Source organism: Pseudomonas sp. Irchel 3H9 (assembly GCF_900187495.1).
Lineage (GTDB): Bacteria > Pseudomonadota > Gammaproteobacteria > Pseudomonadales > Pseudomonadaceae > Aquipseudomonas > Aquipseudomonas sivasensis.
In genome coordinates, this window is the sequence record NZ_FYDK01000003.1 from 306300 (window position 1) to 325411 (window position 19112).

Below are 19112 nucleotides of genomic sequence, written 5' to 3' on the forward strand. Positions count from 1 at the left end.
GTTAAACAGCGAAGATCTTGCCAGGGTTCATGATCCCGTTCGGGTCGAACACTGCTTTGACGGCCTTCATGTATTCAATTTCGACCGGCGAACGGCTGTACGTCAGGTAATCGCGCTTGGTCATGCCCACGCCGTGTTCGGCGGAGATAGAGCCGTTGTATTTCTCAACGGTCTCGAACACCCATTTGTTCACGGTGGCGCATTTGGCGAAGAACTCGTCCTTGCTCAGGCTTTCAGGCTTGAGAATGTTCAAGTGCAGGTTGCCGTCACCGATGTGGCCAAACCAGACGATTTCGAAGTCCGGATAGTGTTCGCCGACGATCGCGTCGATTTCTTTCAAGAACGCTGGCACTTTGGAGACAGTGACTGAGATATCGTTCTTGTACGGCGTCCAGTGGGAAATGGTCTCGGAGATGTACTCACGCAGTTTCCACAGGTTGTGCAGTTGGGTTTCGCTCTGGCTCATCACGCCGTCCAGCACCCAGCCCTGTTCGACACAGTGTTCGAAGGTTTCCAGCGCGTGGTTGGCGACTTCTTCGGTGGTGGCTTCGAATTCCAGCAGTGCGTAGAACGGGCACTCGGTTTCAAACGGTGCCGGCACATCGCCACGTCCCAGCACTTTGGCCAGGGCTTTGTCGGAGAAGAACTCGAACGCGGTCAGGTCCAGCTTGCTCTGGAACGCGTGCAGCACCGGCATGATCGAGTCGAAGTCGGTGGTGCCGAGCACCATGGCGGTCAGGTTCTTCGGCGCACGGTCCAGGCGCATGGTGGCCTCGACCACAAAACCCAGGGTGCCTTCAGCGCCGATGAACAGCTGGCGCATGTCGTAGCCGGTGGCGTTCTTGATCAAGTCGCGGTTCAGTTCCAGCACATCGCCTTTGCCGGTGACGACTTTCATGCCGGCGACCCAGTTACGGGTCATGCCGTAGCGAATAACCTTGATCCCGCCGGCATTGGTGCCGATATTGCCGCCAATCTGGCTGGAACCGGACGAGGCGAAGTCCACCGGGTAGTACAGGCCTTTTTCTTCGGCGACGTTCTGCAACTGCTTTGTGACCACGCCCGGCTGGCACACGGCGGTGCGGTCGGTGAGGTTCACGTCCAGAATCTGGTTCATATAGTCGAAGGACACGACCACTTCGCCGTTGGCCGCTACAGCAGCTGCAGACAGGCCAGTGCGACCGCCAGACGGCACCAGTGCCACCTTGTGCTCATTGGCCCAACGGACAATGGCCTGTACCTGCTCGATGGTCTTGGGGAACACGATGGCGGTGGGCGCGGGTGCGAAGTGCTTGGTCCAATCCTTGCCGTAAGTCTCCAGGGAGTCGGCGTCGGTCAGCACTTTGCCGGGCTCAACCAGGGTCTTTAGCTCATCAATCAGGGCAGGATGGGTCATCGACAGAACTCTCGAACAATTCATGGTCATCCTGAGAACGCTTCACGTCGCAGGAATAGGTGTTTAGCGGGGCGCGTATGCTAGCATACCGCCCCCGCAGGACAGAGCCCAAGGGCGTTTCTGCGGTGACGGCTTTCCTGCCGTCCGGGTCAGCTTGCGCTGCTCGATTCCCTGCCATTTTTCTCCGGGATACAGGTTTACGCAGATGAGCAAGACTTCTCTCGATAAGAGCAAGATCAAGTTCCTTCTTCTGGAAGGCGTCCACCCATCGGCTGTCGACGTTCTGAAAGCCGCCGGGTACACCAGCATTGAGTACATCACCAGTTCTCTGCCGGAAGCCCAGCTCAAGGAAAAGATCGCCGACGCGCACTTCATCGGCATTCGCTCCCGCACTCAGCTGACCGAAGAAATCTTCGATCACGCCAAGAAACTCGTGGCTGTCGGCTGTTTCTGCATCGGCACCAACCAGGTCGACCTCAACGCTGCGCGCGAACGCGGCATCGCGGTGTTCAACGCACCGTACTCCAACACCCGTTCCGTTGCGGAGCTGGTGCTGGCCGAGGCCATCCTGCTGCTGCGCGGCATCCCGGAGAAGAACGCTTCCTGCCACCGTGGCGGCTGGATCAAAAGCGCGGCCAACTCCTTCGAAATCCGCGGCAAGAAGCTGGGCATCGTCGGTTATGGCTCGATCGGCACTCAGCTGTCGGTACTGGCTGAAGGCCTGGGCATGCAGGTGTTCTTCTACGACACCCTGACCAAGCTGCCATTGGGCAACGCTACCCAGGTGTCGAGCCTGACCGAGCTGCTGGGCATGTCCGATATCGTGACCCTGCACGTTCCGGAAACCGCTGAGACCCAGTGGATGATCGGCGAGAAGGAAATCCGCGCCATTAAGAAAGGCGGCATCCTGATCAACGCCGCGCGCGGCACTGTGGTCGAGCTGGACGCCCTGGCCGACGCGATCAAGGACAAGCACCTGATCGGCGCCGCCATCGACGTGTTCCCGGTGGAGCCTCGCTCCAACGACGATATATTCGAAAGCCCACTGCGTGGCCTGGACAACGTGATCCTGACTCCGCACATCGGCGGCTCCACCGCTGAAGCGCAGGCCAACATCGGCCTGGAAGTCTCGGAAAAGCTGGTCAAGTACAGCGACAACGGTACGTCGGTATCGTCTGTGAACTTCCCGGAAGTGGCCCTGCCGGCTCACCCTGGCAAGCACCGTCTGCTGCACATCCACCAGAACATCCCTGGCGTGATGATGGAGATCAACAAGGTGTTCGCGGAAAACGGCATCAACATCTCCGGTCAGTTCCTGCAGACCAACGAGAAGGTTGGCTACGTGGTGATCGACGTCGACGCCGAGTACTCGGACCTGGCGCAAGAGAAGCTGCAGCACATCAACGGCACTATCCGTAGCCGCGTATTGTTCTAACGCTTTAAACGCTGCACAAGAAAATGGGAGACCCGCAGGGGCCTCCCATTTTTTTGTCTGAACACATCTTACTTGACGTTAACCGTGATCACTTTCGACGCTACAGTGGGTTCGAACTGGCGATGCACGTTGTCGCCAGCTACCAGCTGCAGGGTGTGCTTGCCTGGAGTCAGGGTCAGTTCGGTTTCGGTTTGCGCCTTGCCGAAGTGAATCGAAGTTGCAGTGGCCGGGATGGCTTCGTCGGCTTTAAGCGACTGCACGTCCTGGTCTACCAGCAAGTGGTGGTGGCCGGCGTTAGGCACTTGCTTGTCGATCGGCTCCAGGTCCAGGCCCTTGACGCCGAATTTGACAGTGAAGGTTTTGTCGACGGTGGCGCCATCTTTGGGCGAGACGATAAACACCTCCGCGCCCTTGGGTGCTGGGGTACGAGGCACATCAGCGGCATTTGCCAACACCGAGGCACCCAGCAACAGGCTGGCAATCGTTGCACGGGACAAAAGGGCTTTCATTCGCTTCTCCAGTTTTTCTGTGAAATCTGTAGGGTTATGACAACTTCGCGATAAATTGCTGTCCAAGTCACTCACCACCATAGCAAAGCGATGCTGAACGGCGTCTCGCACATTCGAATTCTTTAGGAGTGACCATGCGCTTTTCGCCTGGCCTGTTACTTTTGCTTCCCCTTCTGAGCCCCTTGGCTCATGCCGAACTGATCGACGACGTCAATGATCGCGGTGAACTGCGCATCGCCCTTGAAGCCAACACCCCGCCCTATAACTTCAAGGAAGGCGAAAAACTCACCGGTTTTGAAGTCGAGCTGGGAGAACTGCTGGCTAAAGAAATGGACGTGCGCCCCTCGTTTATCACCACTGATGGCGCCGACCTGCTGCCAGGGGTTGCCACCGGCAAATACGACGTGGCCATCAACCATATCGCTCTGACTGCCGAGCTTAAGGATCAGTTCGATTTCAGCGAGGCTTATAGCGAGAAACCCGAGCTGGCAATCCCGTTCCAGAAAGGCAACCCGGCGTTCAAGACCAGCCTGGACGGGGCGTTGAAGCGGGTGAAGGACGATGGCCGGTTGAAAGCGCTGTCGCAGAAGTGGTTAGAGGGGGATGCCTCTACAGAAGCGCCAACGCCTGTGCCGCCTCCGGCAACTCCAGCTCACTGAACACCTGCACACCATGGCGTTTGAGCAGCGCCGCCGTGACGCCCTCGCCGCTCACCTTTACGCCAGTGAAGGTGCCGTCATAGGTCAGCAGATTGCCGCAGGATGGGCTATTGGCCTTTAAGATGGCGACGCGGATGTTGTGGCGCTGCACCAGCGCCAACGCTTGGCGGGCGCCGTCTAGGAAGGCAGCGCTGAAGTCTTCGCCCTCGGCAGTCAGTACTTTGGCGCGACCTTCCCAGACATCGATGCCTTGCCCGCCGGGAATTTCGGCAGAGGGCCTGGGCGTCGGCAAACCGCCCGACACTTCCGGGCAGATCGCAACCACACGGCCTTCGGCCTGCCACGCAGCCAATTGATCGAACGGCCCGCTGGCTCCGCCGTCATAACGCACCTTGTGCCCGAGCAGGCAGCGGCTGATCAGTATCTTTTGCATGATTAAAACGGCTCGTTGCCCCGCCGCCGAAACCAGCCGGTCAGGGACAGGCGTTCGCGCGTGGCGGGCATAACTTCGTGGGGCACTTCGCCCGACAGGAACACCACTAGGCAACCGCCGGTAGGCACCACATCGTATTCAACACCGTCCTTGAGGTACATGCGCAACTGGCCACCATGCTCGGGCAGCCAGGCGTCATTCAGGTAGATCACCGCCGAAACCATGCGCCGGTCATCGTCGCGGAAACGGTCCAGGTGCTTGAGGTAAAACGCCCCCGGTGGGTACATCGCGAAGTGGCTTTCGAAGTCTTCCAGACCGAGAAACAGCCCTCGATTCATCGCCAGGCGCAGGCTGTCCATCAACGCCATGTAGCTGTCGCAGACGGCGGCGTCGCCCTCCTCCAGCCACTGGATATGGTCGCCGCGAATGCCCTCGCGGATCTCCTGGGATGGTCCGCGCCCCACCGCCGCCGGTGCCAATTCACCCTCGGCCGCACGTTTACGGCACTCAGCCGCCAGTTCCAGGGTCAGAGCCTGGGGCAGGAAGCCGTTCTGCTGCGACCAACCTTTCTCGGCCAGGTCGTCGACAATGCGTTGCAGCAGGGGGTGATCAAGGGGTATTTGCATGGCGCGCATAGTATCCATACGCCTTCAAATCCGACAGCGCCGTCGAGCGTCTCAATACACTTTAGTCAGGTGACTGATAGGACTTCTCGACAAATCCTACGCCCGACACGGACAATAGTGGCCGACTGACAGGAGTCCATATGCGTCGTTTGTTTTTTTCCTTGCTGATGTTCTGCGTTTTGCCCGCTTGGGCAGACGGCCATGACCAGTTGTACAAGGTCGCCGGCTGGGCCGAACAACGTGCGCATTTCAATGACGCCCTCAGTGCCGCCCAGCAGCGCTACCGCAATAGCCTGCCACCGGCGGTGTACCAGGCGCTGGTGGACAACAGCAATAAGCGCTTTGCCGCCCAGGCCATGGACCAGCGCGCCGAGGCACAATTGCGCAAGAACCTGGCGGATCCCAAGCCTGCCCTGGCGTTCTTCCAATCACCGCTGGGCCGCAAGATTGTCGCCGCAGAGCTGCTGGCCACCCGCCGCGACCAGCTGGCCAAAAACGCCCAAGGCCTGCCGAAAATCGAAGCCGACGCCACCCGCAGCCTGATCATCGGCCACCTGGCCCAGGCCCTGCCCGCCCGCGAGGCCGGTGCGGAAGTCAGCCTGGCGATTGCCGGCGTGGCGGCCGACAGTTTGAGCCAAATGATTCCCGGTTTGCTGGGCGGTGGTCAGGCGCAGGGCATGTTGAATGGTCAACGTGAACGGCTGATGCAGCAGATCGATAAGGATCTGAACAACACCCTGCTGTACGTCTATCGGGATTTGTCCGACCCGGAGCTGGAAGAGTTCGCCACGTTTGCAGAGTCGCCGGAAGGTAAGGCGTATTACCAGGCGGCGCTGGCAGCGATTCGCGCGGGGCTGGCGGTCGGCCAAAGCACTTCAAGCCTGACGCAGTAGAAAATGTGGGAGGGGGCTTGCCCCCCCGATGGCAGTGGGTCAGCTACAGATAAGCAGACTGATGCACCGCTATCGGGAGCAAGCCCTCTCCCACATTTGGATTGTGTTATTTCAAATGGTCTGTCAAATACCGGAAGTACTCTTCACGAATCTCGGGAATCTCATTCGCCAGGTGATGCCTTCCCCGCTTCAGCATCAGCACCTCAGGCTGGTCGAACTTACCCCGAAGCACCTGCAAGTTGTGCTGCCAGTCCACCGTCATGTCTTCCTCACCCTGCACAATCACCGGCCTCCGGGGGCTGCGCGGTGCGGCTTCGATGCGCTTGATCCAGCGCGCCAACGCCCCCACCCAGGCGGTGGGCAGTTGGCGCGGCTGAAGCGGGTCGGCCTCCAGGAACGGCTTGAAGGCGGGGTCGTTAGTGTTCTCGCTGAAACGCCGGGCGATACCTTTGACGAACGGACGCAGCAGGTAATAACTGACCTGCGACCACCCCCACGCACGCGGCCGCACTAACGGTGACAGCAGGAAGGTCTTGCCTTGGGCCGGGCTGTCGGCCCCCTGGTTAAGCAAATGGTCCACCACCACCGCGCCGCCCGTGCTCTGCCCAAACAGATGCCAGGGCTGCGGCAATTTCAGCGCCTGGGCTTGGGCGAACAGCGCCTGCACCACCTCCTGGTACACCGCAAAATCATCGATGCTGGCCCGCGCGCCGCTGGACAGGCCATGGCCCGGCAGGTCGCAGGCGATCACCACAAAGCCCTGGTCCAGCGCCCAGTCCACCACGTGGCGGTACAGGCCCATGTGGTCGTAGAAGCCGTGAAACATAAACATCGTCGCCACCGGTTGTGGGGGCGACCACACCTGCCCCACCACCTCGAACCCGCGCACCTCAAAGCGCCCCAGGCGGCTCATAGCCGGCACTTTGCGCGCGGCCAGGTCCAATCCATAAAAGCGCTGGTACACCCGCGCTTCGGCGCTGAGCGGTTGCGCATCCACCAGGGGTCGCAAGCTGTCGCGCAGATGATCGGGGTCAAAGGTAACGGGCATAAGGGGTTCCAGACTTAACGCACAGGGCAGATGAATATCGAGCTGCGATATTCATCTGTCAGGACAAGCATGGCAAGCTACGCGACCTTCGAGGATAGATCCGGATGCGACAACCCTACCGTACCACCCTGTTCGCCAGCCTGATCCTGATCATCTGCGCTGTCGCGCTGTGGGCCGCGTATGACTGGTTCCAGGGCCGCTACCTGCGCGCCTTCAGCGAACACACAGCGGTGTTTTCCGGCGATGCACTGCGCCTGCCCGCCGAGCTGAGCGGGCCTGGCCCGATCCGCCTGGTGCACTTCTGGGACCCGGCCTGCCCGTGCAACGTCGGTAACCAGCAACACTTGGGCGAGTTGATCGAGCAATACGCGCCACAAGGCGTCGAGTTCTACGCCCTGCAAAAACCTGACAGCCACGGCCGTTTGCCAGACAACCTGCGCAGCATGAAGATCCTCACCGCCCTGCCCGGCGCCGACCAAGTACCGGCCAGCCCGGCCGTGGGTATCTGGGATCGCACGGGCAAGCTCGCGTATTTCGGGCCGTACAGCGAAGGCCTGACGTGCAACGCCAGCAACAGTTTTATCGAGCCGATCCTGAAGGCACTCCAAGCGGGGCGCGAAGTGAATGCCACTCACACCTTGGCAGTGGGCTGCTATTGTTCGTGGCCTGAAGATCGTTAGTCACTCCACTCCCGGTAAGGAAAGTTCATGAAGCGCGTCTTGCGGGTTCTCGCGGTTCTGCTGGTGCTGATCGCCCTCGGCGGCGGCTGGTACGTGTACAGCAAGCAGCCCACTCGCCAGGGCTCGGTCACGCTGACCAACCTGCAAGGCTCGGTCACGGTGCGCTACGACGACCGTGGCGTGCCGCATATTCGCGCCGACAACGAGACAGACCTGTATCGCGCCCTGGGCTATGTGCACGCCCAGGACCGCTTGTTCCAGATGGAGATCATGCGGCGCCTGTCCCGTGGAGAGTTGGCCGAAGTACTCGGCCCCAAGCTGCTGGAGACCGACAAACTGTTTCGTAGCCTGCGCATCCGTGAGCGGGCCTTGAGCTATGTGGAGCAGATGGATCACGAGTCTGCGTCCTGGAAGGCCCTGCAAGCCTATCTGGATGGAATCAATCAGTATCAGGACACCCACGCCAGCCCCATGGAGTTTGACGTGCTGGGCATCCCCAAGCGCCGGTTCACCGCCGAAGACACCATCAGCGTCGCCGGATACATGGCCTACAGCTTTGCCGCCGCGTTTCGCACCGAGCCCTTGTTGACCTACGTTCGCGACCAATTGGGCGGTGACTACCTGAAAGTGTTCGACCTCGACTGGCAACCCAAAGGCGCACTCAACCTGGCTGCCGGCGATTGGCAAACCCTCGGTGCCATCGCGTCCCTGAGCGAACAGGCCTTGGCCGACAACGGCTTGCCGCAGTTCGAAGGCAGCAACGCTTGGGCCATCAGCGGCAGTCGCACCAAGAGCGGCAAGCCGCTACTGGCGGGTGACCCGCATATTCGCTTCTCGGTGCCGTCGGTGTGGTACGAGGCGCACCTGTCGGCGCCGGGCTTTGAGCTGTATGGCTATCACAACGCGCTGGTGCCAGTGGCATTCCTGGGGCACAACCTGGATTTCGGCTGGAGCCTGACGATGTTCCAGAACGACGACGTCGACCTGATCGCCGAGAAGCTCAACCCGGACAACCCCAACCAGGTCTGGTACCAGGGCCAATGGGTCGACATGACCAGCAGCGAACAACAGATCGCGGTGAAGGGCCAGACGCCAGTCACCTTCACCCTGCGCCAGTCGCCCCACGGGCCGATTATCAATGACGTACTCGGCGAGAGCGCCGGCAAGACGCCCATCGCCATGTGGTGGGCCTTCCTCGACACCCAGAACCCGATCCTCGACGGCTTTTACCAACTCAACCGCGCCGACACCCTGACCAAGGCCCGTGCGGCGGCGGCCAAAGTGTCGGCGCCGGGGCTGAATATCGTGTGGGCCAACGCCAAGGGCGATATCGGCTGGTGGGCGGCGGCGCAGTTGCCGATTCGGCCGGCCGGCGTCAATCCTGGGTTTATCCTCGACGGCAGCACCGCCCAGGCCGACAAGTTGGGCTTCTACCCCTTCAGCGCCAACCCCCAGGAAGAAAACCCCGCGCGTGGCTATGTGGTGTCGGCCAATGCCCAACCGGCATCACCCACCGGCCTGGAAATCCCCGGCTATTACAATCTGGCCGACCGTGGCCAGCAGTTGAACGCGCAGTTAAGCGACAAAAGCGTGAAGTGGGATGTAAACAACAGCCAGGCCCTGCAACTGGGTACCACTACCGCCTTCGGCCCGCGCCTGCTGGCGCCGTTGTTGCCGGTGCTGCGTGAGGTGGTCAAAGACCCGGCACAGTTGAAACAGGTGGAACAGCTTGCAAGCTGGAAGGGTGACTACCCACTCGATTCCATCAGCGCCACGCTGTTCAACCAGTTCCTGTTCAACCTCGCCGATGCAGCCTTCCACCCGAAACTGGGTGACGCCATGTTCAAGACCCTGCTCACCACCCGCGTAATCGACGCCGCCCTGCCCCGCCTGGCTGCCGACCCGGACTCACCCTGGTGGGACGGCAAGCGCGCCGACACCGTCAAACTCGCCTGGGACAACAGCCTCACGCACCTGAAAGCCACCTTCGGCGATGACCCGACCCAGTGGCAGTGGGGCAAGGCCCATACCCTGACCCACGGCCATCCGCTGGGTTCGCAAAAGCCGCTGGACCTGATTCTCAACGTCGGCCCCTTCCCGGCGCCCGGCACTCACGAAGTGCCGAACAATCAGTCGGCCGCCATCGGCCCAGCGCCCTGGCCGGTGACCTACGGTCCTTCGACCCGCCGTCTGATCGACTTCGCCGATGTGGCCCACGCGCTGACGATCAACCCGGTCGGTCAAAGCGGTGTGCCGTTTGACAAGCACTATGGCGACCAGGCAGAGACCTATATCGAAGGCGGTTACGAGCAAGCGCATTTCAGTGATGAGGAAGTCACGGCGAATACGCGCGGCACCTTGAAGCTACTACCGGCGCGGTAGCCCTATGCAAGCCAACGCCTACAGTTGGTCTACGCCGTTGCTGGGGGCGCAAAGTTGAGCCGAAACTGCTGTGGCGTCCCCCCCAGGCGGCGATTGAACACACTGCGCATGTGCTGGGCATCGCGAAAACCGCATTGGTACGCCACGGTTTTCAATGGCGCGTGAGTACTTCCAAGCATCACCCGCGCCGCATCCACCCGGGCCCGCTCAACAAATTCCGCAGGCGTAACCTGCGCCTCACGGGCAAACACCCGAGAAAAATTGCGCGCGCTCATATTGGCAGCCTTGGCCAGGTCGGCGATGGTCAGATCCCCGGTCAAATTCGCCAATACATACAGCTGCACCAGCGCTACCGCCGATGTGGTTTCGGCGTGGGGTGTAAGAAAAGGGCTGAACTGCGACTGCCCGCCCGAACGCTGGGTGAACACCACCAGGCGCTTGGCCACGCTCAAAGCCACTTCCGGACCGTGGTCCTGGGCCAGCAGGTACAACGACAAATCGATACCCGCCGTGACCCCGGCCGAGGTGTAGAGGTTGCCGTGCTGGACGTACAGGCGGTCGGCTTCGACCTGGGCCGAGGGGCACAGGCGCGCCAGGTCAGCGGCGTCGTTCCAATGGGTGGTGACGGTTTTTCCGTCCAGCAATCCGGCGCGCGCCAGCATGAAGGCGCCGTTGCAGATCGAGCCAAAACGTCGCGCCCGAGCGGTGGCGCCACGCAGCCAATCATCGAACGACACGCCGAAATCTTCGAACGGCAACTGCGGGCCACCGGCGACCAGCAGCAGGTCATAGGCCTGCAGGGCTTCGCTGTAATGCCGGTGGGCCTGCAATGCCAAACCATTGGAGGCGGCCATGGTGCCGTGGCCTAGCCCGATGACCTCTATCTGGTAGTGATCCTGGGGCGGCAGAAAGCGGTTGGCTTCGCAGAACACATCCATGGGGCCGGTCACATCCAGTGACTGGACGCCGGGGAAGATCAGGATGGCGACGGTCTTGTGCATGCTCACAGACACCTTTTTCTAGCGGAATAAAATGCAAACCCTGTGGGAGGGGGCTTGCTCCCGATGGCGCTGTATCAGCCAGCAGATGCAGTGCCCGGTACTCAGCAATCGGGAGCAAGCCCCCTCCCACATTGGGATTTTCGCAGGCTTCAAGAGTGATATCGCCCGCTACACCCTAGTCGATTTCTGCTTGGCACGATGTGTCGGCACATTGGCCGGGATCGCGCCCTCACCGCGATGGCCGCTGCACAGATGAGCGACCAAACTGATTGCTTTCCAGAGGAGAGCAACCATGACCACCACCATCGCCGGTATCAAGATCCCCGACAGCGCCCTGGCCAAGGCCACCACCGAGTACATCCGCGACATCGAATCCGATCTGCTCTACCACCACTCGCGGCGGGTATTTCTATTCGGCGCATTGAGCGGTGAGCGCAAGCAGTTGGCCTATAACCCGGAGTTGCTCTACGTGGGCGCGATGTTCCATGACTTGGGCCTGGTGGAAGGGTATCGCAGCGATAACGAGCGTTTCGAAGTGGACGGCGCCAACGCGGCGGCGGCCTTCCTCAAACCTTACGGGCTCAGCGACGACGATATCGAACAGGTGTGGCTGTCCATCGCCCTGCACACTACGCCAGGTGTGCCGCAGCATCTGCGCCCTACCGTCGCGCTGGTAACTGCCGGGGTGGAGATGGACGTGCTGGGCATGGACTACGCCGCGTTTAGCAGTGTGCAGCGCGAAGCAGTGGTGCATGCGCATCCACGGGGTGAAGGGTTCAAGGAGTGCATCATCTGTGCGTTCGCCGACGGCTTGCGCCATCGCCCGCAGACCACGTTTGGCAACGTGAAGACGGATGTACTGGTGGATCAGGAGCCGGGGTTCAAACCGATGAACTTTGTCGAGGTGATTCGCCAATCGCCGTGGTTGGCGTAGCGGAGTTGAAATGCGATCAAATGTGGGAGGGGGCTTGCCCCCGATTGCTGAGTGTCAGTCACTGCATCTATTGACTGACCCACCGCCATCGGGAGCAAGCCCCCTCCCACCTTTAGACCGGCGCCTGCGCCCGACGCACGTCCGGCTGTTTCCAGCCATCCGCCGCGGCTTCTTCGATGGCTTGCTGGATGGCCTTCTTGCGCATCTCTTCGGCACGACGGCTGAAGAACCACACCAGGAAGGTCACCAACGACACCGCCAACAGAATCAGGCTGGCGACGGCGTTGATCTCAGGTTTAACCCCAAGGCGCACCGCCGAGAACACCTCCATCGGCAACGTCGTCGAACCCGGGCCCGAGACGAAGCTGGCAAGTACCAGGTCATCCAGGGACAGCGCAAACGACATCATGCCGCCTGCCGCCAACGATGGCGCGATCATCGGGATGGTGATCAGGAAGAACACCTTCCAAGGCCGCGCGCCGAGGTCCATGGCCGCCTCTTCAATCGACAGGTCCAGCTCACGCAAACGCGCCGACACCACCACCGCCACATACGCCGCACAGAACGTGGTGTGGGCGATCCAGATGGTGACGATGCCACGTTCCTGGGGCCAACCGATCATCTGCGCCATAGCCACGAACAGCAGCAACAGCGACAGACCGGTGATCACTTCCGGCATCACCAACGGCGCGGTCACCAGGCCGCCGAACAACGTGCGGCCCTTGAACTGGCTGATGCGCGTCAGCACAAACGCCGCCAACGTACCCAGCGCAACAGCGGCCACCGCCGTGTAGCAGGCGATTTCCAGGGAACGTGCCACCGAGCCCATCAACTGGGTGTTGTCCAGCAGGCCCACGTACCACTTGATCGACCAACCGCCCCACACCGTTACCAGCTTGGATTCGTTGAACGAGTAGATCACCAGGATCAACATCGGCAGGTAGATGAACAACAACCCCGCCACCAGCATGAAGCTTGAGAAACTGACGCGCTTCATATCTTGCCCTCCATCTCTTTGGCTTGGCTGCGGTTAAACAGAATGATGGGCACGATCAGGATCGCCAGCATCACTACCGCCAGGGCAGACGCCACCGGCCAGTCACGGTTGTTGAAGAACTCTTGCCACAACACTTTACCGATCATCAGGGTTTCCGGGCCGCCCAGCAGTTCCGGAATCACGAACTCGCCCACCACCGGGATAAACACCAGCATGCAGCCGGCGATGATGCCGTTCTTGGACAGCGGCACGGTGATTTTCCAGAAGCTGTTGAAGGTGCTCGAACCCAAGTCGGATGCGGCTTCCAGCAGGCTCTGATCGTGCTTCACCAAGTTGGCGTACAGCGGCAGGATCATGAACGGCAGGTACGAATAGACCACGCCGATGTACACCGCGATGTTGGTGTTGAGGATCTGCAGCGGTTCGTTGATCAGCCCCATGGACATCAGGAAACCATTGAGCAAGCCGTTATTGCTGAGGATGCCCATCCACGCATACACGCGGATCAGGATCGCGGTCCAGGTCGGCATCATGATCAGCAGCACCAGCACGGTCTGCATCTCTTTGCGCGCAGTGGCAATGGCATACGCCATCGGATAGCCGATCAGCAGGCACAGCAGCGTGCTGAAGAACGCCATCTTCAGCGAGCCCAGGTACGCAGCGATGTACAGCTCATCACCTGCCAACAAGCTGTAGTTGGCCAGGTTCAGCACCACTTGCAGCTTTTGCTCAACGTAAGTGTAGATCTCGGTGTACGGCGGGATTGCCACGTCGGCTTCGGCAAAGCTGATTTTCAGGACGATGAAAAACGGCAGGGCAAAAAACAGGAACAGCCACAGGAACGGAATCCCGATGACCACCTGCTTGCCGCTCGGGACGAGGCGGTTCAAGCGCCGCTTGAGCTTTTTTGTGTTCATGAGCGAAGTACCACGCCGCTGTCGTCTTCCCACCACACGTAAACCTGATCACCCCAGGTCGGCCGCTGACCACGGCGCTCGGCGTTGGCGACGAAGGACTGCACCAGCTTGCCGCTCGGCAGTTCCACGTAGAACACCGAGTGGCCGCCCAGGTAAGCGATGTCGTGCACCTTGCCGCTGGACCAGTTGTGCTCGCAGGTCGGCATTTCGGTGGTGACCAGCAATTTTTCCGGGCGAATCGCGTAGGTCACCGACTTGTCTTCCACCGAAGTGGCGATGCCGTAGCCCACGTAGATGTCGCGGTCCAAGTCCGGGCACTTGAGCACGGCGTGGCCTTCGGCGTCGTCCACCACTTGGGTGTCGAAAATATTGACGTTGCCGATGAACTCGCACACCAGGCGGCTGGTAGGGGTTTCGTAGATATCGATCGGGCTGCCGATCTGTGCGATCCAGCCCAAGTGCATGATTGCGATGCGCTCGGCCATGGTCATGGCCTCTTCCTGGTCGTGGGTCACCATCACGCAGGTCACGCCGACGCGCTCGATGATCTCCACCAACTCCAGTTGCATCTGCGAACGCAGTTTCTTGTCGAGGGCGCCCATGGGCTCATCGAGCAGCAGCAGTTTCGGGCGCTTGGCCAGGGAGCGGGCCAGGGCCACACGCTGACGCTGGCCGCCGGACAACTGGTGCGGCTTGCGTTTGGCGTACTGGCTCATCTGCACCAGCTTGAGCATTTCGGCTACGCGGGCGTCGACTTCGGCCTTGGGGATCTTGTCCTGTTGCAGGCCGAAGGCGATGTTCTGCGCCACGGTCATGTGCGGGAACAGGGCATAGGACTGGAACATCATGTTAATCGGCCGCTCGTACGGCGGCATGTCGGTGATGTCCACACCGTCGAGGTAGATGCGACCCTCGGTCGGGCGCTCGAAACCTGCGAGCATGCGCAGCAGCGTGGATTTGCCCGAACCCGAACCGCCGAGCAAGGCGAAGATCTCGCCTTTCTTGATTTCCAGGGACACATCGTCCACGGCAATCGTCTCGTCGAACTTCTTCGTGACCCGGTCGATTTTGACCAACACCTTCTTCGGTGTCTGGTCCCCTTCGAGGGCTTTCTTGTAGGCGCCGGAGGCAACTGCCATTTACGAAACTCCCAGAAAAAAAGAGTGCAGAGCGCCCAATACGGACGACCCTTGGATAATTTGAGCCTTACTTGCCCGTCTTGACCTTGGTCCAGCTACGGGTCATTAAACGTTGCACTTTCGGGGGTAGCTCGAAGTTGACGAATGTCCGATCGAGAACCGCCTGCGGTGGGTAAACCGCTTCGTCGGTGCGTATCGATTGCTCCATAAGTTTGTCCGCCCCTGGGTTAGGGTTGGCGTAACCGACGTAATCACTGACCTGGGCGATTACCTCAGGTTGCAGCAAATAGTTGATGTAGGCGTGGGCCTGTTTAACGTTGGTGGCGTCCTTGGGGATCGCCAGCACGTCAAACCACAGGTTGCCGCCTTCTTTCGGAATCGCGTAGGCGATGTTCACGCCCTTGCCTGCCTCAGCCGCACGGGCCTTGGCCTGAAACACATCGCCAGAGAAACCGGCCGCCACACAGATGTTGCCGTTGGCCAGGTCCGAGATGTATTTGGACGAATGGAAGTAGGTCACGTAGGGCCGTACTTTAAGCAGCTTTTCTTCGGCCTTTTTGTAGTCTTCAGGGTTGGTGCTGTTAGGGTCCAAGCCCATGTAGTTGAGCACCGCCGGCAGCATTTCATCTGCCGAATCCATGAACGACACACCGCAGGTGGCCAGCTTCTTCATGTTTTCCGGCTCGAACAGCACAGCCCAGGAGTCGATCTTGTCGACGCCCAACACTTCCTTCACTTTGTCGACGTTGTAACCGATGCCGTTGGTACCCCAGAGGTACGGCACGGCGTACTGGTTGCCTGGGTCGTTCTTTTCCAGGCGTTTGAGCAAGGCCGGGTCAAGATTTGCGTAATTCGTCAGCAGCGATTTGTCGAGTTTCTGAAACGCCCCGGCCTTGATCTGCTTGCCGAGGAAGTGGTTGGACGGCACGACTACGTCGTAGCCGGTACGTCCGGCCAGCAACTTGCCTTCGAGGGTTTCGTTGGAATCAAACACGTCATACACGGGCTTGATGCCGGTGGCCTTTTCGAAGTTGGCCAGGGTGTCGGTACCGATATAGTCCGACCAGTTATAAATATGCACCGTCGATGCGGCCTGCACGCTGACAGCCAGCGTGACACCTGCGCCCACCAGCATGGCTTTGCGAAATAAAGAAATTGGCAAGTGGAGGTCCTCTTAAATAGTTGGGCCTGAAGTTGTTGCCCGGCAACAAAACCGGCGCGCAACTTACCCTCGATAAACCGATCCGGCAAAACTTTCTGTCATTTAATGTGCGGGAGGTGGTTTACCCCCGATGGCGGTGTGTCAGCTTGCGCATGTGTTTCTGATACAACGCCATCGGGGGCAAGCCCCCTTCCACAGGTTTTAAGGCTTACTTGCCCGATTTGATCTTGGTCCAGCTGCGCGTCATTTCACGCTGAGTTGCGGCTGGCAAGTCAGCAATGGCGTAGAGCTTGGCTTGCACATCGGCTGGCGGGTAGATGCCCGGATCGCTGGTGATGTCTTTGTCGACCAGTGCGGTGGCCTTCTCGTTACCGTTCGGGAAACGCACGCTGTTGGTGATCGACGCCATGACTTCCGGCTTGAGCAGGTAGTTCATGAACTTGTAAGCGGCGTCGACGTTTTCGGCATCTTTAGGGATGGCGACCATGTCGAAGAAGCTACCAGCGCCTTCTTTCGGAATGTCGTAGGCAACTTTCACTTTGCCACCGGCTTCAGCCGCGCGGGATTTAGCCTGCTGGATATCACCCGAGTAACCCACGGCCACGCAGATGTTGCCGTTGGCCAGGTCCGAGATGTACTTGGAGGAGTGGAAGTAGCCGATCGAAGGACGGATCTTCAGGAAGAGCGCTTCGGCTTGCTTGAGGTCGTCTTTCTTCTGGCTGTCGGTCGGCAGACCCAGGTAATGCAGCGCGATTGGCAGCATTTCGGTCGGCGAATCGAGGAAGCTCACGCCGCAGCTTTTGAGCTTGGCGATGTTCTCAGGCTTGAGCAGGATGTCCCACGAGTCGATCTTGTCCACGCCCAGCGCAGCCTTGACCTTCTCCGGGTTGTAGCCGATGCCGATCGAACCCCACATGTACGGGAAGGCGTGCTTGTTGTCCGGGTCGCTGACCGACACGGCTTTAAGCAGGGACTTGTTCAGGTTGCTGTAGTTGGACAGCTTGGACGTGTCCAGCTCCTGGTAGACACCGGCCTTGATCTGCTTGGCGAGGAAGTTGTTCGACGGCACGACGATGTCGTAACCGGACTTGCCTGCCAGCAACTTGGCTTCCAGGGTTTCGTTGCTGTCAAAAACGTCGTACACCACTTTAATGCCCGACTCTTTTTCAAAGTTGGCGATGGTGTCCGGTGCAATGTAGTCGGACCAGTTGTAGACGTGCAGCACCTTATCGTCTGCCTGGGCCGCGCCCGCCATTGCGCCCATCAGGGACAAGGCGAGGAGGGTCTTGCCAGCGTTCTTCAAACCTAATGCCTTCATTTGGTGATGCTCCAATTTTTCTTTTTTGGGCCACGTTTTTTCATGTTCTGCGGCCCTTCCAGAGGGCAACAAAACAGGGCGACAGTCTGGCAAGTTCAGGGGCCGGCTTTCAACCAAAGCCCCTACATTTATAACTGCCCAGTGCTCTGCGCACTGAGCCTAGCACTTAGCCCTGCAATGCCGCCAAAGTCAGATCCAGGCACTTGCGCGCCTTGGTCACCAACTCATCGATCTCAGCCTTGCTGATCACCAGTGGCGGGGAAATGATCATGGTGTCGCCCACGGCGCGCATGATCAGGCCATTGTTGAAGCAGAAGTTGCGGCAAATCATGCCCACGCCTTTGCCTTCATAACGCTTGCGCGTGGCCTTGTCCTGCACCAGCTCAATGGCGCCCAACAGACCCACTCCGCGAACTTCGCCCACCAACGGGTGATCATTGAGCTCGCGCAGACGACGCTGCAAATAGGGTGCCGTTTCGCTGTTGACCTGCTCGATGATTTTTTCATCACGCATGATGCGGATGTTTTCCAGGGCCACCGCTGCGGCCACCGGGTGACCGGAGTAGGTAAACCCGTGGTTGAAATCGCCGCCTTCGTTCAGCACCTCGACCACTTCGTCGCGCACGATCAGGCCGCCCATAGGGATGTAACCCGAGGTCAGGCCCTTGGCGATGGTCATCATGTCTGGCTTGAGGTCGTAGAAATCGCTACCGAACCACTCACCGGTACGGCCAAACCCGCAGATCACTTCGTCGGCCACAAACAAGATGTCGTATTTAGCGAGGATTTCCTTGATGCGCGGCCAGTAAGTGGCGGGCGGGACGATCACGCCACCGGCACCCTGGATCGGCTCGGCAATAAAGGCACCGACGGTGTCCACGCCCAATTCGAGGATCTTCTCTTCCAACTGGTTGGCGGCCCAGATCCCGAACTCTTCGGGGCTCATGTCGCCACCTTCACCGAACCAGTACGGCTGGGCGATGTGGGTGATGCCCGGGATCGGCAAGTCGCCCTGTTCGTGCATATAAGTCATGCCACCCAGGCTCGCGCCGGCCACGGTGGAGCCGTGGTAGCCGTTCTTGCGGCTGATGATGGTTTTCTTGTTCGGCTGGCCTTTGATCGCCCAGTAGTGGCGGACCATGCGCAACATGGTGTCGTTGCCTTCGGAGCCGGAACCGGTGAAGAACACGTGGTTCATGCCGGCGGGTGCGATGTCGGAAATGGCTTTGGCCAGCTCCAGCACCGGCGGGTGAGCGGTCTGGAAGAACAGGTTGTAGTACGGCAGTTCTTTCATTTGCTTGGCGGCGGCGTCAGCCAGTTCATCGCGACCATAACCGATCGCCACGCACCACAGGCCGGCCATGCCGTCGAGGATCTTGTTGCCTTCGCTGTCCCACAGGTAAACGCCGTGGGCTTTGGTGATAATCCGTGGGCCTTTCTCTTTCAATTGCTTGAAGTCGCTGAACGGCGCCAGGTGGTGATCGTTGCTCAAGGCTTGCCATTCACGGGTTTGCGGGTTGTTGCTGGACATACCAATCTCCTAGACTTTTCAGTTAAGGGCGCGCGGGTTACCCCGTGCGCCC

Annotated in this window: 18 protein-coding genes; 6 read left to right on the forward strand and 12 right to left on the reverse strand. The window is 59.9% G+C overall.

Features of this window, described 5'->3' with window-relative positions; all coding sequences use genetic code 11:
- Window position 1: 1 nt before the first annotated feature.
- Window positions 2–1396: an FAD-binding oxidoreductase gene (locus CKW32_RS13160; protein WP_032884215.1), complete on the reverse strand. Its 1395-nt coding sequence runs from the start codon at window positions 1394–1396 to the stop codon at window positions 2–4.
- A gap of 205 nt (window positions 1397–1601) precedes the next feature.
- Between CKW32_RS13160 and serA the strand changes: the two genes are divergently transcribed.
- Window positions 1602–2831, forward strand: a complete 1230-nt coding sequence (serA, locus tag CKW32_RS13170) for a phosphoglycerate dehydrogenase (RefSeq protein WP_003176761.1) — start codon at window positions 1602–1604, stop codon at window positions 2829–2831.
- Between the two features lie 68 nt (window positions 2832–2899).
- On the opposite strand, the gene CKW32_RS13175 is transcribed toward serA, so the two are convergent.
- The gene (locus tag CKW32_RS13175) at window positions 2900–3340 is read right to left on the reverse strand and encodes a DUF4399 domain-containing protein (RefSeq protein ID WP_032884216.1); all 441 of its coding nucleotides are present in this window, start codon (window positions 3338–3340) and stop codon (window positions 2900–2902) included.
- A 134-nt stretch (window positions 3341–3474) separates the two neighbouring features.
- Between CKW32_RS13175 and CKW32_RS13180 the strand changes: the two genes are divergently transcribed.
- Window positions 3475–3999, forward strand: a complete 525-nt coding sequence (locus tag CKW32_RS13180) for a transporter substrate-binding domain-containing protein (protein ID WP_095185156.1) — start codon at window positions 3475–3477, stop codon at window positions 3997–3999.
- Here the strand turns inward: CKW32_RS13180 and CKW32_RS13185 are convergent.
- Window positions 3950–4432, reverse strand: a complete 483-nt coding sequence (locus CKW32_RS13185) for a DUF523 domain-containing protein (RefSeq protein ID WP_032884217.1) — start codon at window positions 4430–4432, stop codon at window positions 3950–3952. The genes CKW32_RS13180 and CKW32_RS13185 overlap by 50 nt on opposite strands.
- A gap of 2 nt (window positions 4433–4434) precedes the next feature.
- Window positions 4435–5067: a 2OG-Fe(II) oxygenase gene (locus CKW32_RS13190; RefSeq protein ID WP_095185157.1), complete on the reverse strand. Its 633-nt coding sequence runs from the start codon at window positions 5065–5067 to the stop codon at window positions 4435–4437.
- A gap of 131 nt (window positions 5068–5198) precedes the next feature.
- Here CKW32_RS13190 and CKW32_RS13195 point away from each other — a divergent pair, with 131 nt between their 5' ends.
- Window positions 5199–5951 carry a DUF2059 domain-containing protein gene (locus CKW32_RS13195; RefSeq protein ID WP_078050614.1) on the forward strand — a complete coding sequence of 251 codons (753 nt, stop codon included), beginning with the start codon at window positions 5199–5201 and terminating at the stop codon, window positions 5949–5951.
- Window positions 5952–6057: 106 nt separating this feature from the next.
- Here the strand turns inward: CKW32_RS13195 and CKW32_RS13200 are convergent, their stop codons facing one another.
- Window positions 6058–6999, reverse strand: coding sequence for an alpha/beta hydrolase (locus tag CKW32_RS13200; RefSeq protein ID WP_095185158.1), 942 nt, complete (start codon window positions 6997–6999; stop codon window positions 6058–6060).
- 104 nt (window positions 7000–7103) lie between these two features.
- On the opposite strand from CKW32_RS13200, the gene CKW32_RS13205 reads away from it, so the two are divergent.
- Together CKW32_RS13205 and CKW32_RS13210 are read left to right on the forward strand one after the other, a co-directional pair.
- Complete coding sequence (locus tag CKW32_RS13205) at window positions 7104–7679, forward strand: DUF6436 domain-containing protein (protein ID WP_032884222.1); 576 nt, start codon at window positions 7104–7106, stop codon at window positions 7677–7679.
- Between the two features lie 27 nt (window positions 7680–7706).
- Window positions 7707–10061 carry a penicillin acylase family protein gene (locus CKW32_RS13210; protein ID WP_095185159.1) on the forward strand — a complete coding sequence of 785 codons (2355 nt, stop codon included), beginning with the start codon at window positions 7707–7709 and terminating at the stop codon, window positions 10059–10061.
- A 29-nt stretch (window positions 10062–10090) separates the two neighbouring features.
- Here the strand turns inward: CKW32_RS13210 and CKW32_RS13215 are convergent, their stop codons facing one another.
- Window positions 10091–11062: a GlxA family transcriptional regulator gene (locus CKW32_RS13215; protein WP_095185160.1), complete on the reverse strand. Its 972-nt coding sequence runs from the start codon at window positions 11060–11062 to the stop codon at window positions 10091–10093.
- 292 nt (window positions 11063–11354) lie between these two features.
- Here CKW32_RS13215 and CKW32_RS13220 point away from each other — a divergent pair, with 292 nt between their 5' ends.
- Window positions 11355–11996: an HD domain-containing protein gene (locus tag CKW32_RS13220; protein ID WP_095185161.1), complete on the forward strand. Its 642-nt coding sequence runs from the start codon at window positions 11355–11357 to the stop codon at window positions 11994–11996.
- Window positions 11997–12108: 112 nt separating this feature from the next.
- On the opposite strand, the gene CKW32_RS13225 is transcribed toward CKW32_RS13220, so the two are convergent.
- The 6 genes from CKW32_RS13225 to CKW32_RS13250 form a co-directional block, all read right to left on the reverse strand.
- The gene (locus CKW32_RS13225; protein WP_095185162.1) at window positions 12109–12993 is read right to left on the reverse strand and encodes an ABC transporter permease subunit; all 885 of its coding nucleotides are present in this window, start codon (window positions 12991–12993) and stop codon (window positions 12109–12111) included.
- Window positions 12990–13910, reverse strand: a complete 921-nt coding sequence (locus CKW32_RS13230; protein WP_032884234.1) for an ABC transporter permease subunit — start codon at window positions 13908–13910, stop codon at window positions 12990–12992. Before CKW32_RS13230 ends, CKW32_RS13225 begins: the two co-directional genes overlap by 4 nt.
- Window positions 13907–15049 carry an ABC transporter ATP-binding protein gene (locus CKW32_RS13235; RefSeq protein WP_003195240.1) on the reverse strand — a complete coding sequence of 381 codons (1143 nt, stop codon included), beginning with the start codon at window positions 15047–15049 and terminating at the stop codon, window positions 13907–13909. The genes CKW32_RS13230 and CKW32_RS13235 overlap by 4 nt, the downstream gene beginning before the upstream one ends.
- A 67-nt stretch (window positions 15050–15116) precedes the next feature.
- Window positions 15117–16211, reverse strand: coding sequence for a polyamine ABC transporter substrate-binding protein (locus CKW32_RS13240; RefSeq protein WP_032884236.1), 1095 nt, complete (start codon window positions 16209–16211; stop codon window positions 15117–15119).
- 208 nt (window positions 16212–16419) lie between these two features.
- Window positions 16420–17514: a polyamine ABC transporter substrate-binding protein gene (locus CKW32_RS13245; protein ID WP_095185317.1), complete on the reverse strand. Its 1095-nt coding sequence runs from the start codon at window positions 17512–17514 to the stop codon at window positions 16420–16422.
- Between the two features lie 181 nt (window positions 17515–17695).
- Window positions 17696–19060: an aspartate aminotransferase family protein gene (locus CKW32_RS13250; protein WP_032884238.1), complete on the reverse strand. Its 1365-nt coding sequence runs from the start codon at window positions 19058–19060 to the stop codon at window positions 17696–17698.
- Between the last annotated feature and the right edge of the window lie 52 nt (window positions 19061–19112).

Coding starts and splice junctions, on each gene's coding strand:
- CKW32_RS13210 (WP_095185159.1), top strand. CDS start 7,707: ATGAAGCGCGTCTTGCGGGTTCTCGCGGTTCTGCTGGTGCTGATCGCC.
- CKW32_RS13225 (WP_095185162.1), bottom strand. CDS start 12,993: ATGAAGCGCGTCAGTTTCTCAAGCTTCATGCTGGTGGCGGGGTTGTTG.
- CKW32_RS13200 (WP_095185158.1), bottom strand. CDS start 6,999: ATGCCCGTTACCTTTGACCCCGATCATCTGCGCGACAGCTTGCGACCC.
- CKW32_RS13215 (WP_095185160.1), bottom strand. CDS start 11,062: ATGCACAAGACCGTCGCCATCCTGATCTTCCCCGGCGTCCAGTCACTG.
- CKW32_RS13160 (WP_032884215.1), bottom strand. CDS start 1,396: ATGACCCATCCTGCCCTGATTGATGAGCTAAAGACCCTGGTTGAGCCC.
- CKW32_RS13175 (WP_032884216.1), bottom strand. CDS start 3,340: ATGAAAGCCCTTTTGTCCCGTGCAACGATTGCCAGCCTGTTGCTGGGT.
- CKW32_RS13230 (WP_032884234.1), bottom strand. CDS start 13,910: ATGAACACAAAAAAGCTCAAGCGGCGCTTGAACCGCCTCGTCCCGAGC.
- CKW32_RS13205 (WP_032884222.1), top strand. CDS start 7,104: ATGCGACAACCCTACCGTACCACCCTGTTCGCCAGCCTGATCCTGATC.
- CKW32_RS13195 (WP_078050614.1), top strand. CDS start 5,199: ATGCGTCGTTTGTTTTTTTCCTTGCTGATGTTCTGCGTTTTGCCCGCT.
- CKW32_RS13180 (WP_095185156.1), top strand. CDS start 3,475: ATGCGCTTTTCGCCTGGCCTGTTACTTTTGCTTCCCCTTCTGAGCCCC.
- CKW32_RS13250 (WP_032884238.1), bottom strand. CDS start 19,060: ATGTCCAGCAACAACCCGCAAACCCGTGAATGGCAAGCCTTGAGCAAC.
- CKW32_RS13235 (WP_003195240.1), bottom strand. CDS start 15,049: ATGGCAGTTGCCTCCGGCGCCTACAAGAAAGCCCTCGAAGGGGACCAG.
- CKW32_RS13185 (WP_032884217.1), bottom strand. CDS start 4,432: ATGCAAAAGATACTGATCAGCCGCTGCCTGCTCGGGCACAAGGTGCGT.
- CKW32_RS13220 (WP_095185161.1), top strand. CDS start 11,355: ATGACCACCACCATCGCCGGTATCAAGATCCCCGACAGCGCCCTGGCC.
- CKW32_RS13190 (WP_095185157.1), bottom strand. CDS start 5,067: ATGCGCGCCATGCAAATACCCCTTGATCACCCCCTGCTGCAACGCATT.
- serA (WP_003176761.1), top strand. CDS start 1,602: ATGAGCAAGACTTCTCTCGATAAGAGCAAGATCAAGTTCCTTCTTCTG.